Source organism: Bradyrhizobium sp. AS23.2 (genome assembly GCF_001908185.1).
In the GTDB taxonomy this organism is placed as follows: domain Bacteria; phylum Pseudomonadota; class Alphaproteobacteria; order Rhizobiales; family Xanthobacteraceae; genus Bradyrhizobium.
This window is the reverse complement of sequence record NZ_LGHM01000173.1, coordinates 1-14,356: the sequence shown is the minus strand read 5'-3', so window position 1 is coordinate 14,356 and position 14,356 is coordinate 1. Positions and strand designations below refer to the sequence as shown.

The following is a 14,356-nucleotide window of genomic DNA, read 5'->3' as shown; positions in this document are numbered from 1 at the left end:
CTTCGGAAAGCGGGGGATTCCCAAAGCAAAAGGCGCAAAACCGCCGCTTGCGGCTTGACCCTCTAAACGGGCGCGTTCTAATTTTGTTCTCATGATGGGCGGAGACGGTTCTCGCGCGCCAGAAGCTTCTCTGAATGACAACAGCAGCTGCCACAAACCTTCGGACAGGAAACATGCACGAGATCATCTGTCCTCACTGTGACAAGGCCGTCAAAGTCGACGAGTCCGGCTACGCGGAAATCCTGAAGCAGGTCCGCGACAGCGACTTCGAAAGACAGAAGCAGAACGCTGTGGAATTGGCCAAGGCCAAGTTCAGCAACGATCTGGAGAAGACCGCGGCTGGCAAGGATGCCGAAATCCGAGAGCTAAAGTCCAAGCTTGAGGCGAGCCAGGTTGCTCAGAAGCTCGCTGTCACCGAAGCCCTCAGTCCTGTAGAAAAAGAGCGTGACGCGCTCGCGCAAGCTGAACACGAGAGGAAAGCTGCCTCTGAGCTTGCTGAAGCGCTTTTGGCCAGCGAGCTGCACAAAGTCTCTGCTGCCAAGGAAGATGAAATCCGAGAGCTAAAGGCCAAGCTCCAAGGTGTCGAGCTTGAAAAGAGGCTCGCCGTTACCGAAGCGGTCAGTGCCATTGAAAAAGAGCGCGATGAGCTCAAAAATGGCATTAAGCAGGCAGAGCTTGAAAAACAGCTGGCTGAAAAGGCTCTCAAGGACAAGTACGAAACGCAGATCAAGGATCGCGATGACGCGATCGAACGCCTGAAGGATATGAAGGCTCGCCTCTCGACCAAGATGGTTGGCGAGACCCTCGAACAGCACTGTGAGACCGAGTTCAACCGGGTACGGTCGATGGCTTTTCCGCGGGCGTATTTCGAGAAAGACAACGACGCGCGAACCGGCAGCAAGGGCGATTACATCTTTCGCGACTCGGACGAGGCCGGCACCGAGATCATTTCGATCATGTTCGAGATGAAAAACGAGAGCGATAAAACCGCAACGAAGAGTAAGAACGAGGACTTCCTCAAGGAACTCGACCGGGATCGCACTGAGAAGGGGTGCGAGTATGCCGTCCTGGTTTCACTGCTCGAACCTGACAGCGAACTCTACAACGCGGGCATCGTCGACGTCTTCCACCGTTATCCGAAGATGTATGTCGTCCGGCCGCAATTCTTTCTGCCCATGATTACGCTTCTGCGGAATGCATCTCTCAACTCCCTGAAGTACAAGACCGAGCTGGCGCTCGTTAAAGCGCAAAATATCGACATCACGCAATTTGAAAGCCAGCTTGAGACGTTCAAGAACGGGTTTGCAAAGAACTGCGATCTGGCCTCCAGGCATTTCCAGACGGCGATCAATGAGATCGATAAGTCCATTGACCATCTCCAGAAGACAAAGGACGCCTGATAGGTGCAGACCGCAATCTGCGCCTTGCCAACGACAAGGCGCAGGACGTGACAATCAAGAAGCTCACACGGGCCAACCCGACAATGGCGGCAAAATTTGCGGAGCTTAAAAACCAAGCCGCTGAAGCCGCCGAATAAAAATAGCCGCATGCTCGAGGCGGACTGCGATTACCCGATGTGCGATAGTCTTTATTAATGCGCTATCGCGGTGGCGCCCAGCGCCGGCCGGGTTACCGGCGGCGCTACTGGCTTAGGTGGCGATGAGAGTTGCCGCGGTAATAGTGATATGGGCGCAGGAGATGCCGGAGGACGTGGCTTCACCGGAGTGACTGCCGCACGGGGCGGAACAGCTGGTATGCGAGCGGGGGCGGGCGGCGCAATGCTCGCTGTAGCTTCGTGGGCGCTCGACGTCCGAAGCCTAATTTCAATCCGGCGTCGCTCCGGAATATTCGCTGGTATCCCCTCGATCGCGAGCGTTTCGTCGGTATTCACGAGCTGCGCGCCCGAAAGTGGAATGATCTCGTAGTTCGCAAGCTGGGTGTTCTGCTTGAGAACGCTTACGACCGACGCTGCTCGAGCCAGTCCTAGGCCGGCGTTGTCGGCCGGAACGAGCTTTCCGACCTCCGTCTTTCCCTTCAGAACCGGGCGCAGATCCCGGTCCAGGTTGGACTGGTGCACGCCAAGGGGCTGCTCGTCTGTGTGGCCGACCACCTCGACGACATCCACATCATTGATGTACCCCAGAAGCTTTGCGGGGATTTTCGTCAGAAGGCTTTCACGGAACGGTGCGGAAAGCTCGGCGCTGCCGCTCTTGAAGAAATTGCCGTCGGCCTCGCTGAGGCTGATGATCGGCGGCCACAAATGGCCGGGCGAGCCTCCGGCCGGGGCGGTACGGTTAAGCGCATCGATGATCGACTGTGTCGATACGGGTGGCTCGCTCGGTTTGGCCAGCGCACGGTTGATCGCCGCCATGGCGTTCGCGTCCCTAACTGCCTTGTCGACGTCGATGCCGTTGGCTTCCAACGTCTTCACCTGCGCAATCCGGTCGCGGAGTTCCGTTAACGTCATGCCGGACTTTTGGAGTTCGTCGGCGGTTGCGCGGCCTTCCACCAGTTCCCGCCAGTATTGATCGATTGCCTGCGGATCGCTGCTTCCCGCGATAGCCTTGAGCTTCTCGACGAGGGCCTCCAAGGCCTCGGACGAACTGATCGCGATTTCGCGGCTCAGAAGTGGCAAGGCGGCGACCATTGGGCGCTGCATGCGCCTCGTCCTTATGGTAGGCTGAGCCTCCGACGTCCAGCCAAGAACAAAGCCGAAAGTGCCCCCGGATAGCAAAACCAACTATGCCACGGCATTTTTTCGACAGCATCGGCCCCGAGGCGAAGTCCGGCTTGGCTTTGAAATGGTCTGCTTATCGGGGGTGACCAGAAGTGATTTGCCGCCGTTGAAACTGGCGCTCTTGACCCTGGCTGTGTAAAAACGCGAACTCCGGCGGATGGCGGAGAATCTACTTCTCAGATCACGCGGCACCGAAGCTCTGTATCCTCTTCGCGGTCTCAGAAGCGGTGTTTGAAGGAATTCTTTTCTCCGAAATTTGAGCGCCGTTGCGTTTTCACACAGCCAAGACCACCAGCGGACATTCCATTCATTCTTCTTACCTGATCGCGGTAGTTTATGAACTCCGCCTCGTCGCATTGGCCGCAATCGCGGCGGCGGCGGTCCGATTTTCGACTCCCAGTTTCGCGTAGATTTGTTCTAGATGCTTGTCGACAGTGCGCGGGCTTAATCCCAGAATCTGCGCGATGTCGCGATTGGTCTTGCCCTTGCTGAGCCAGGCCAGCACCTCTCCCTCTCGGGTGGTAAGACCGAGTTCACTGGTGAATTCGGGCGGCTGCGCAGTGCCCGACTCCTTGGAGAGCCGCAGCAGGAACTCGTTCTGCGCGGTTTCGCCCATGTAGTAGAGCCGGAGTTGCGGATTGTCGGGCAAGGAGGCGGCCTGGGACTTCGCGCTGCCCTTGCCCTTCGCCTGTTCCAGCCATTGCAGCAGTGATGGCTGCAGGACGAAATCGTCGTCGGCCTGCGCGCCGTGATGATCGGCCAGCAGTTTTTGCGCCTGCGGCGTCGCCCAGAGGACGTGGCCCTGACGGTTGACGGCGAACAGGAAGCGGCCGGAGACGTCGAGCGCGGCGCGCGCGCTCTGGGTCAGCCGCGCATTGCCGAGATGGACGCGGATGCGCGCCAGCATCTCCTCGACCACGATCGGCTTGGTTACATAGTCGACCCCGCCGGCCTCCAGCCCGCGCACGATGTGCTCGGTCTCGGCCAATCCCGTCATGAAGATCACGGGGACATTGGCGAGGCCCGCATCGCGTTTAAGCCGGCGGCAAGTCTCAAATCCGTCGATGCCAGGCATCACGGCATCGAGCAGCACGATGTCGGGCGTGATCTGGTCGACAATGCGCATTGCGGCTGCGCCATCGAGCGCCACCATGACAGTCATTCCGGCGCCGTCGAGCGCGTCGGTGAGCAGCCGCAGCGTCTCCGGGGAATCGTCGACAACGAGCGCGACGTCGCGTTTCTTCGGCTCAGTGTTCATACGCATGCAACGTCTTCAATGTAGCCATGTACTGATCGAGGTCGAAGCGGTCGATCAGCGATCGCATCTGCGCGACGAAGTCGGCATGTTCCGGATGCTCGCTGCCGATCTCGTCCAGTTTCAACTGGATGCCCTTGACGTAGCCGATCTGACCGAGCCCGAGTAGTGCCTCGATGTGCCGCACCGGTGGTCGCGAGCCGCTCTCCGGTCGCCACGGCGGCACGACGATTTCGTCAGACCCGTATTGCCACTCGATCTTGAGGAGCTGGCGGATGGTCTCCAGCAGCCGCGGGATGTCGATCGGCTTCATCAGATAGCCGTCGTGGAAGGGTTGCGCCAGCGGTGTGCCGTGGGCCTCCAACGCACTCGCCGACACCATCAGGATGCGGGCCTGATGATGACCGCTCGCGCGTAGCGACTCCGCCACGGTCCAGCCGTCCATGCCCGGCATCGAGATGTCGAGCAGAAACAGGTCGGGCCGGCAATGCTGGGCCAGCGCGAGGCATCCGGGACCGTCGGTGGCGCTGAGCAGGATGAAGCCGAGCGGCGTCAGCACCTCGCGCAGGAGGTCGCGATGAACAGGGTCATCGTCGGTGATGAGGATGGTCTTGCGGGCGCCGAGATAGCCGGAGACCGGCGCTTCCACCGGGGCGATGCGCTGCGGATTGGTGACCTCCGACAGCAATATCTTGACCTTGAACGTGCTGCCCGTGCCGACCGTGCTCATGACCCTGATGTCGCCGCCCATCACCCCGGCCAGCAGCCGGCTGATCGTCAGGCCGAGCCCGGTGCCGGTCTGCGGCTGCGAGACGCCGAGCGCGCCGCGCTCGAAAGGGGCGAAGATGCGTTCGAGATCGTCGCCCTGGATGCCGGGGCCGGTGTCAATCACCTCGAACTCGGCAACAGGGCTGCGGTAATGCACGACGAACTGTACGCTGCCGGTCTGGGTGAATTTGATCGCATTGGAGAGCAAATTGATCAGCACCTGGCGCAGCCGCTTCTCGTCCGCATACACCACCACCGGCAAATGCGCCGGCCGCCTGAACACGAAGTCGATGCTCTTGGCGGCGGCCTGAAGACGGAACATGCCGACGAGCTGATCCAGGAACTCGCTGAGCCGCACCTCGTCGCGTGAGAGATAAAGCCGCCCCGCCTCGATCTTGGAGATGTCCAGGATACCGTCAATCAGGCCGGAGAGGTGGTCGGCGCTGCGGCGGACCACACGGACCTGATCGCGCGGCTTGGTGTTGAGCGTCGTATCCTGCTCGAGGAGCTGGGCATAGCCGCTGATCGCATTCAGCGGCGAGCGCAGCTCGTGGCTGAGGCCCACGACATAGCGGCTCTTGGCAAGGTTGGCGGATTCCGCGACCTCCTTGGCCCGCTGCAATTCGGCGTCGGTGCGCTTGTGTGCGTCGATCTCCTGGATCAACAGCGCGGTCTGCCGCCGCGTTTCTGCCTCCGCCGCGCGGCGGCTCTGCTGCGCCAGCACGAACAGCCAGGCGACGACGCCGATGATGATGCTGAGCGAGAAGAACACCTTCCACAGCACGTTCGAGACGAGCATGTTCTCGCCATGCGCGCTCGCCGAGGTCTGGAGATAGATCAGTCCCAGCACCAGCGCGACGAGGCCGGCGGAGACCGCGAACACGCCGACATAATGGCCGAACTGCGAATTGATCCGCTCATAGATCGGCTGCGGCAAAATCCTGCCGAGTGCGTCGGAAAACTGCACCTGCGCGCGTGCATGGGGCTTGCAGAGATCGTGGCAGCGCGCATCGAGCGAACAGCACAGCGAGCAGATCGGACCGGCGTAGGCCGGGCACGAGGTCGTGTCCTCCGGCTCGAAGCTGTGCTCGCAGATACAGCACTGGATCGCCTCGATACTGGCCCAGCTCTTCTTCGGCTTGCGTGCGATGTAGAATTTGCCGTCGGTCAGCCAGGCGATGGCCGGCGCGGTGACGAAGGCGACCGTCAGCGCAACGAAGGCGGCCAGCGCCTTCATTGTCGGACCGAACAGGCCGTAGAACGCCGCGATCGAGATGATGGTTGCGATCGTCATGGCGCCGACGCCGACCGGGTTGATGTCGTAGAGATGGGCGCGCTTGAACTCCATCTGCGGCGGACGCAGGCCGAGCGGCTTGTTGACGACGAGATCGGACACCAGCGCGCCGACCCAGGCGATCGCGACGTTGGAGTAGAGCGCGAGCGTCTGCTCCAGCGCCTTGTAGACGCCGATCTCCATGAGCAGCAGCGCCACCATCACGTTGAACACCAGCCAGACGACGCGGCCCGGATGGCTGTGGGTCAATCGCGAGAAGAAGTTCGACCAGGCGATCGAGCCGGCATAGGCGTTGGTGACGTTGATCTTGAGCTGCGACAGGATCACGAAGGTGCCGGTCAGGGCGAGCGAGAGGTCCGGCTGCGACAATACGTATCGGAACGCTTCGAGATACATGTGCGCGGGCTCGGCGGCTTCTTCAGGCGGCACGCCGTGGCTGAGCGCGAAGAAGGCGAGGAACGAGCCGGCCAGCAGTTTCATTGCGCCGAGCACGATCCAGCCGGGCCCTGCGCTCATCAGCGCAATCCACCACGACACCCTGGAGGCGCGGCGATCGCGCGGCAGGAAGCGCAGGAAGTCGACCTGCTCGCCGATCTGCGCCACCAGCGAGAACACCACGGACGAGGCAACACCGAACAGCAACAGATCGAAATGACCACTGAGATCGCCATGCTCGCCGGAAAACTTGCGCCATTCCGTGAACGAATGGGGATTGGCCCAGGCGATTGCGGCAAAGGGCAAGAGGTGCAGGATGATCCAGATCGGCTGTGTCCAGAGCTGGAAACGGCTGATCAACGTGATGCCGTAGGTGACGAGCGGAATGATCGCGACCGCGCTGATGAGATAACCGATCGGGCGCGGAATGCCGAAGCACATCTCGAGTGCCGTCGCCAGGATAACGGCCTCGATCGCGAAGAAGATGAAGGTGAAGGAGGCGTAGATCAGCGAGGTGACAGTGGAGCCGATATAGCCGAAGCCGGCGCCGCGGGTGAGCAGATCAATATCGATGCCGCATTTGGCTGCGTAATAGGCAATCGGCACGCCGCAGCAGAAGATGATGGTGGAGACGACGAGGATCGCCGCGCTGGCGTTGGTGACGCCGTAGTTCAGGGTGATGGTGCCGCCGATCGCCTCCAGCGCCAGGAAGGAAATCGCGCCAAGCGCAGTGTTGGCGACGCGCGCGGCGGACCAGCGGCGAGCGCTCTTGGCCGTGAAGCGCAGCGCGTAGTCTTCCAGCGTCTGGTTGGCGACCCATTGGTTGTACTGGCGCCTGACGCGGTCTATTCGCTGCCGCCCTGCCACTTGACCCCACTCCCGATACCGACCCGAAGCCCTCGCAAATTCCGTACCAAAAGCCTACGCCGGTATTTTGCGGTGCAGTATACGCGATCTTGCGTATGCTTGCGGTGCACAAATCCGAGCCATCCTCACGGGACCAATCGCGTGTCCTCGAACAAAAAGTGGGGTGCTCATGTCAGACGAAGCCAACAAGGGCCTGAATTCGCCGCTCCGGCGTAAACTGCTGATGGGAATGGCAGCGCTGCCGGCCATCACGATGCTGCCGCGGACGTCGTTCGCGCAGGCGCCGGCGACCTCGGTGGTCAACACCACGGGTCTTGCGGTCACCGACACCGAGGTGACGGTCGGCATCCTCCACTCCGTCACCGGCACCATGGCGATCTCCGAAACCGGCTCGGTCGAGGCCGAAAAGCTCGCCATCGAGCAGATCAATGCCTCGGGCGGCGTGCTCGGCCGCAAGATCAAGTTCATCCAGGAAGACGGCGCCTCGGACTGGCCGACCTTCGCGGAAAAAGCCAAGAAGCTGCTGGTCAACGACAAGTGCGCGGCCGTCATGGGTTGCTGGACCTCGGCCTCGCGCAAGGCCGTGCTGCCGGTGTTCGAGCAGTACAACGGCATGCTGTACTACCCGACCTTCTACGAAGGCCTCGAACAGTCCAAGAACGTCATCTACACCGGCCAGGAGGCCACCCAGCAGATCATCGCGGGGCTCGACTGGGTCAACAAGACCAAGGGCGCGAAGACCTTCTACCTGCTCGGCTCGGACTACATCTGGCCTCGCACCTCGAACAAGATCGCGCGCAAGCATATCGAAGGCCATCTGCAGGGCGCCAAGGTCGTCGGCGAGGAATACTTCCCGCTCGGCCACACCCAGTTCAACTCGGTCATCAACAAGATCAAGCTGACCAAGCCCGACGTGATCTACGCCATCATCGTCGGCGGCTCCAACGTCGCGTTCTACAAGCAGCTCAAGGCAGCGGGCATCGATCTCTCCAAGCAGACCCTGCTGACGATCTCGGTAACCGAAGACGAGATCGACGGCATCGGCGGTGAGAACATCGCGGGCGCGTTCGCCTGCATGAAGTACTTCCAGTCGCTCGACAATCCCAACAACAAGGCTTTCGTCTCCGCCTTCAAGAAGATGTGGGGCGAGAAGACGGTGATCGGAGACGTCACCCAGGCTGCCTATCTCGGCCCGTGGCTGTGGAAGTTGACGGTGGAGAAGGCCGGCTCCTTCGATATCGACAAGGTCGCGGCCGCATCGCCCGGCGTCGAGTTCAAGGGCGCGCCGGAAGGCTATGTGCGCATCCACGAGAACCATCACCTCTGGTCGAAGACGCGCGTCGGCAAGGCCAAGGCAGATGGCCAGTACGAGCTGGTCTACGAGACCGCCGATCTGGTCGAGCCCGATCCGTTCCCGAAGGGCTACCAGTGAGCCCGGCGCTCGCCTGAGTTCTCCTCATTCTCCGACATCAGGCGTGGACCTCATTGGCCCACGCCCACCATTCCCGCGCGCTGTCTGCTGGTGCGCGGCCTGACCTGGAATTCCGGAGGGCGGTTCATGTTCGGTGACTATTCGCTCGGTGATCTCGGCGCCATCTTCGCGATGCAGGGTTTTGCCGGGTTGATCCTGTTCTCCGTCTACGTGCTGATGGCGCTCGGGCTCGCCATCATCTTCGGCCAGATGGGCGTCATCAACATGGCCCATGGCGAGTTCATGATCCTGGGCGCCTACGTCACCTGGATGACCTCGAACGCCGTCCAGCAATTCGCGCCCTGGCTGTTCCCCGGCTACTTCTTCATCGCCATGACACTGGCATTCATCGCCTCGGGCGCGCTCGGTATGCTGGTCGAGTGGGCGATGATACGGCATCTCTACAAGCGCCCGCTCGATACGCTGCTTGCAACCTGGGGCCTCAGCCTCATCCTCCAGCAGGCCTATAGGTCGGTATTCGGCGCACGCGAGGTTGGCGTCGAGTTGCCGGAGTGGATGATGGGCTCCTGGCAGGCGACCGACTCCATCCAGATCCCGATCAACGGCATGTTCGTCATGGCGCTGACCATCCTGATCACCATCGCTGTGGCCTACGTGCTATTCTGGTCGAGCTGGGGCAAGCAGGTCCGCGCGGTCGTGCAGAACCGCGTGATGGCCGGCGCTGTCGGCATCAACACCGAGAAGGTCGACCGCTACACCTTCGGTCTCGGTTGCGGCATCGCCGGTGTGGCGGGCTCCGCCTTCACCATGATCGGCTCGACCGGGCCGACCGCGGGCCAGCTCTACATCGTCGATACCTTCCTGGTCGTCGTGTTCGGCGGCGCCGCCAGCCTGTTCGGCACCATCGCCTCGGCCTTTTCGATCTCCCAGACCCAGTCGACGCTGGAGTTCTTCCTGTCGGGATCGATGGCCAAGGTCATCACGCTGCTGACCATCGTCGCGATCCTGATGGTGCGGCCGCAGGGGCTCTTCGCGCTCAAGGTCCGCAAGTAGGAAGCAAGTAGGAACAGGCAGGCACCCCAGTCATGATCAACGCGCGCTTCTTCAATCGCTCAGAGCTGATCGGCTTCCTTGCGCTCGCCGTGCTGCTCTTCGTCATCCTGCCGCTGTCGCTGGATATCTTCCGCCTCAACCTGGTCGCCAAATATCTGACCTACGCCTTCGTCGGCATCGGGCTGGTGATCTGCTGGGGCTATGGCGGCATCTTGAGCCTCGGCCAGGGCGTGTTCTTCGGCCTCGGGGGCTACTGCATGGCGATGTATCTGAAGCTGGAGGCGTCCAGCGTCGAGAACACCAAGATCCAGTCGACGCCGGGCATTCCCGATTTCATGGACTGGAATCAGCTCACCGCGCTGCCGTTCTTCTGGAAGCCGTTCCACAGCTTTCCCTTGACGCTGGTCGCGATCCTGCTGGTGCCCGGGATCTTCGCCCTGATCATCGGCGCCGCCATGTTCAAGCGCCGGGTGGGCGGCGTCTACTTCGCCATCATCACCCAAGCGATCGCGGCGATCCTCACCATCCTGATCATTGGTCAGCAGGGCTACACCGGCGGTGTCAACGGCATCACCGACCTGCGGACGCTGCACGGCTGGGATATCCGCACCGACCACGCCAAGTTCATCCTGTACTTCGTCGAGGTGGTGCTGTTGTTCGCCTGCATCATCGCCGCCCAGTTCATCCGCCTGACCAAGCTCGGCCGCATCCTGGTGGCGATGCGCGAGCAGGAGGACCGCGTCCGCTTCTCCGGCTACAGCGTCGCGAATTTCAAGATCTTCGCCTTCTGCGCGGCGGCGATCTTCGCCGCCATCGGCGGTGCCATGTTCACGCTCGAGGTCGGTTTCATGTCGCCGTCCTTCGTCGGCATCGTGCCGTCGATCGAGATGGTGATCTACACCGCGGTTGGCGGCCGCATGTCGATCTTCGGCGCGGTCTGGGGCTCGCTGCTGGTGAACTTCGCAAAAACCTCGCTGTCGGAATCCTTCCCGCAGCTCTGGCTGTTCGGCCTGGGTGCGCTGTTCATCGCAGTCGTGCTGGCCTTCCCGAATGGCCTGTCCGGCATCTGGGCCGACTACGTCCAGCCGCGCGTCGATCGCCTGTTCGGGTCACGCAAGTCGGGCTGGAACGACAATTCGGTCGCCGACGGCGCGCCGGCAGAGTGAGGAGATCGTCATGCTCGTTGGACATCAGCCCAAGGATTTTCTGCTCGCGGTCAGCGGCCTCACCGTCTCCTTCGACGGCTTCAAGGCGGTGAACGATCTTTCCTTCTACGTCGAAGAGAACGAAATCCGCGTGATCATCGGGCCGAACGGCGCCGGCAAGACCACGGTGCTCGACCTGATCTGCGGCAAGACCAAGGCGACCTCGGGCTCGATCCAGTTTCGTGGCCAGGAGCTCACGAAGATGAAGGAGAACGAGATCGTCCAGACCGGCGTCGGCCGCAAGTTCCAGACGCCGTCGGTGTTCGAGGACCTCACCGTGTTCGAGAATCTTGAGATCTCGTTTCCGCGCGGCCGCACCGTGTTTGGCTCCCTGACCTTCCAGCGCGACCAGCCGGTGAAGGAGCGGGTCGGGGAGGTCGCCGAGATGATCTTCCTCAAGGACAGGCTCGACACCTACGGATCCGAGCTCAGCCATGGCCAGAAGCAGTGGCTCGAGATCGGCATGCTGCTGATCCAGGACCCGGACCTGTTGATGCTCGATGAGCCAGTCGCGGGCATGAGCGTGTCCGAGCGCGCCAAGACCGCCGAGCTGCTCAACCGCATCATCAAGAACCGCTCGGTGTTGGTGATCGAGCACGACATGAAGTTCGTCGAGGACATCGCCCACAAGGTCACCGTGCTGCACCAGGGCCAGATCCTCTCGGAAGGGACCATGGAGAAGGTGAAGAACGACCCCAAGGTCATCGAAGTTTACCTCGGTCATTAGGAGCGCGACGATGCTGGCAATCTCCGATCTTCACGTCGCCTACGGTCAGAGCGAGGTACTGCACGGCCTCAACGTCAAGGTCGCGCCCAACGAGATCGTCGCGATCATGGGCCGCAACGGCATGGGCAAGACCACGCTGATGAAGTCGCTGATGGGCATTCTACCGGCAAAGAGCGGCTCGATGACCATGGACGGCGCCGAGCTCGGCGGGCTCAAGAGCTGCGAGCGCGTCGCCAAGGGCCTCGCCTATGTGCCGCAGGGCCGCATGATCTTCTCCACCATGACGGTGAAGGAGAACATCGAGACCGGCCTCGTGGTCACCGGCGAGTCCGAGGTGCCCGGCGACATCTACGAATTGTTCCCGGTTCTGCTCGAGATGAAGGGCCGTCGTGGCGGCAATCTCTCGGGCGGCCAGCAGCAGCAGCTCGCGATTGCGCGTGCGCTCGCGACCAAGCCGAAGGTGCTGCTGCTGGACGAGCCGACCGAGGGCATTCAGCCCTCCATCATCAAGGACATGGCGCGGACACTGAAGCGCATCCGCGACGAACGCGGCCTGTCGATCGTCGTGTCCGAGCAGGTCCTGAGCTTCGCGCTCGATATCGCCGACCGCGTGCTGGTCATCGAGAATGGCGAGATCGTCCGCGACGATCCGCGTGACAGCGTCGATGCCGCGCAAGTCTCGAAATATCTGTCCGTCTAACCAACCGTGTAAAAGGGGAGCATCTCGATGCCAGAGACACTGATCAAGGTCGACCTCACCAAGTCGGCTTATGAAAATGACATGGTGCACAATCGCTGGCACCCGGACATTCCGATCGTGGCGTGGGTCAATCCCGGCGACGACTTCATTATCGAGACCTATGACTGGACCGGCGGCTTCATCAAGAACAACGATTCCGCCGACGACGTGCGCGACATCGACCTGTCGATCGTGCACTTCTTGTCCGGCCCGATCGGTGTCAAGGGCGCCGAGCCCGGCGACCTCCTGGTCGTGGATCTGCTCGACGTCGGTCCGCTCAAGGAGAGCCTGTGGGGCTTCAACGGCTTCTTCTCCAAGCAGAATGGCGGCGGCTTCCTGACCGATCATTTCCCGCTGGCGCAGAAGTCGATCTGGGACATCAAGGGGCTCTACACCTCGTCCCGCCACGTGCCGGGTGTCAACTTTGCCGGATTGATCCATCCCGGCCTGATCGGCTGTCTGCCCGATCCGAAGATGCTGGACATGTGGAACAAGCGCGAGGCCGAGCTGATCTCGACCAACCCTGCCCGCGTGCCCGGCCTTGCCAACCCGCCGTTCGCGCCGACCGCTCATGGCGGCCGCGCCAAGGGCGACGTCAAGGACAAGATCGGCGCGGAAGGCGCGCGCACCGTGCCGCCGCGCGAGCATGGCGGCAATTGCGACATCAAGGACCTTTCGCGCGGCTCGAAGATCTACTTCCCGGTCTATGTGCCCGGTGCAGGTCTCTCGATGGGCGATCTGCACTTCAGCCAGGGCGATGGCGAGGTCACTTTCTGCGGCGCGATCGAGATGGCCGGCTGGCTGCATCTGAAGGTCGAGGTGATCAAGGACGGCATGGCGAAATACGGCATCAAGAATCCGATCTTCAAGCCGTCGCCGATCACGCCGAACTACAAGGACTATCTGATTTTCGAAGGCATCTCGGTCGATGAAGCCGGCAAGCAGCACTATCTCGACGTCCACATCGCCTATCGACAGGCCTGCCTCAACGCCATCGAGTATCTGAAGAAGTTCGGCTACTCCGGCGCGCAGGCCTATTCGATCCTCGGCACAGCGCCGTGCCAGGGTCACATCTCCGGCGTGGTCGACGTCCCCAATGCCTGCGCCACGTTGTGGCTGCCGACGGAGATCTTCGACTTCGACGTGATGCCGTCGGCGGCGGGGCCCATCAAGCACATCAAGGGCGATATCCAGATGCCGATATCGCCGGACAAGTAATCCCTGCGCGAGAAGGATGCGGGACGGCGCCTCTTTGCCGCCCCGCATCCGCTGCGGGATCATTTTGAACAGGCAAGAGCGTGGGGATGATGCGATGCCGGTCTATGAATATCTCTGTGACGACTGCGGACCTTTCAAGGATCTGCGCCCGATGGCGGAATGCGACGACCCGCAAAGCTGCCCGCACTGCGAGACTCTCGCGCCGCGCGTGCTCCTGACCGCGCCGAATTTCTTCTGCATGCCGGCGGAGAAGCGCAAGGCGCACGCCGTCAACGAGCGCAGCACGCACGCGCCGCAGACGCTCGCGCAATACAAGGCGTCGCATGGGCCCGGCTGCGGTTGCTGCTCCACGGGCAAGAAGAAGCCGGCGCGGCACATGGCGAGGACTAAGAGCGGTGCCAAGAGTTTCCCGACGGCTCGTCCTTGGATGATCAGCCACTAGAGCATGTTGTCTTTTAGCGGAATCTGGATTCCCAGATGGGGCAATTTCTGATTCAAACTCCATGCTGGCGAACGGACGCCAGCATGGATGACGCGACCGTTTTCGGAAGACATTCGCGAGCGCGCTCTGGCACGGGCTGATGCCGGCGAAACTGTCCGTTCGATTGCCGAAGCGCTGCAGATTA

Annotated in this window: 10 protein-coding genes and 1 pseudogene; 8 read left to right on the top strand and 3 right to left on the bottom strand. The window is 61.6% G+C overall.

The features are described from left to right. Positions 1-173: 173 nt before the first annotated feature. A pseudogene (locus AC630_RS33020) lies at positions 174-1,537 on the top strand (DUF2130 domain-containing protein). 54 nt (positions 1,538-1,591) lie between these two features. On the opposite strand, the gene AC630_RS33015 reads toward AC630_RS33020, so the two are convergent. The 3 genes from AC630_RS33015 to AC630_RS33005 form a co-directional block, all read right to left on the bottom strand. Beyond that, on the bottom strand, positions 1,592-2,659 hold the full coding sequence (locus AC630_RS33015) for an OmpA family protein (RefSeq protein ID WP_143198502.1): 1,068 nt from the start codon (positions 2,657-2,659) through the stop codon (positions 1,592-1,594). A gap of 412 nt (positions 2,660-3,071) precedes the next feature. After that, complete coding sequence (locus AC630_RS33010) at positions 3,072-4,001, bottom strand: response regulator (protein WP_074122654.1); 930 nt, start codon at positions 3,999-4,001, stop codon at positions 3,072-3,074. After that, positions 3,985-7,356, bottom strand: coding sequence for a hybrid sensor histidine kinase/response regulator (locus AC630_RS33005; protein WP_074122620.1), 3,372 nt, complete (start codon positions 7,354-7,356; stop codon positions 3,985-3,987). Before AC630_RS33005 ends, AC630_RS33010 begins: the two co-directional genes overlap by 17 nt. A gap of 169 nt (positions 7,357-7,525) precedes the next feature. Between AC630_RS33005 and urtA the strand changes: the two genes are divergently transcribed. The 7 genes from urtA to AC630_RS32970 all read left to right on the top strand — a co-directional run bounded on the left by urtA (position 7,526) and on the right by AC630_RS32970 (position 14,172). Further along, positions 7,526-8,788: an urea ABC transporter substrate-binding protein gene (gene urtA / locus AC630_RS33000; protein ID WP_074122619.1), complete on the top strand. Its 1,263-nt coding sequence runs from the start codon at positions 7,526-7,528 to the stop codon at positions 8,786-8,788. 126 nt (positions 8,789-8,914) lie between these two features. Beyond that, entirely contained in the window at positions 8,915-9,841 is a 927-nt protein-coding gene (urtB, locus tag AC630_RS32995; protein ID WP_074122618.1) for an urea ABC transporter permease subunit UrtB, read from the top strand. A 32-nt stretch (positions 9,842-9,873) separates the two neighbouring features. Beyond that, the gene (urtC, locus tag AC630_RS32990) at positions 9,874-11,007 is read left to right on the top strand and encodes an urea ABC transporter permease subunit UrtC (protein WP_074122617.1); all 1,134 of its coding nucleotides are present in this window, start codon (positions 9,874-9,876) and stop codon (positions 11,005-11,007) included. A 10-nt stretch (positions 11,008-11,017) separates the two neighbouring features. Further along, positions 11,018-11,773 carry an urea ABC transporter ATP-binding protein UrtD gene (gene urtD, locus AC630_RS32985; protein ID WP_074122616.1) on the top strand — a complete coding sequence of 252 codons (756 nt, stop codon included), beginning with the start codon at positions 11,018-11,020 and terminating at the stop codon, positions 11,771-11,773. A 10-nt stretch (positions 11,774-11,783) separates the two neighbouring features. Beyond that, complete coding sequence (urtE, locus tag AC630_RS32980) at positions 11,784-12,473, top strand: urea ABC transporter ATP-binding subunit UrtE (RefSeq protein WP_074122615.1); 690 nt, start codon at positions 11,784-11,786, stop codon at positions 12,471-12,473. A gap of 27 nt (positions 12,474-12,500) precedes the next feature. Then, positions 12,501-13,730: a formamidase gene (gene fmdA, locus AC630_RS32975; protein ID WP_074122614.1), complete on the top strand. Its 1,230-nt coding sequence runs from the start codon at positions 12,501-12,503 to the stop codon at positions 13,728-13,730. Positions 13,731-13,824: 94 nt separating this feature from the next. Beyond that, positions 13,825-14,172, top strand: coding sequence for an FmdB family zinc ribbon protein (locus AC630_RS32970; RefSeq protein WP_074122613.1), 348 nt, complete (start codon positions 13,825-13,827; stop codon positions 14,170-14,172). Positions 14,173-14,356 lie beyond the last annotated feature (184 nt).

Bases quoted from the DNA above. Each gene is read 5' to 3' on its own strand.
- urtC (WP_074122617.1), top strand. From the start codon at position 9,874: ATGATCAACGCGCGCTTCTTCAATCGCTCAGAGCTGATCGGCTTCCTT.
- urtE (WP_074122615.1), top strand. From the start codon at position 11,784: ATGCTGGCAATCTCCGATCTTCACGTCGCCTACGGTCAGAGCGAGGTA.
- AC630_RS33015 (WP_143198502.1), bottom strand. From the start codon at position 2,659: ATGCAGCGCCCAATGGTCGCCGCCTTGCCACTTCTGAGCCGCGAAATC.
- urtD (WP_074122616.1), top strand. From the start codon at position 11,018: ATGCTCGTTGGACATCAGCCCAAGGATTTTCTGCTCGCGGTCAGCGGC.
- urtA (WP_074122619.1), top strand. From the start codon at position 7,526: ATGTCAGACGAAGCCAACAAGGGCCTGAATTCGCCGCTCCGGCGTAAA.
- AC630_RS32970 (WP_074122613.1), top strand. From the start codon at position 13,825: ATGCCGGTCTATGAATATCTCTGTGACGACTGCGGACCTTTCAAGGAT.
- fmdA (WP_074122614.1), top strand. From the start codon at position 12,501: ATGCCAGAGACACTGATCAAGGTCGACCTCACCAAGTCGGCTTATGAA.
- urtB (WP_074122618.1), top strand. From the start codon at position 8,915: ATGTTCGGTGACTATTCGCTCGGTGATCTCGGCGCCATCTTCGCGATG.
- AC630_RS33010 (WP_074122654.1), bottom strand. From the start codon at position 4,001: ATGCGTATGAACACTGAGCCGAAGAAACGCGACGTCGCGCTCGTTGTC.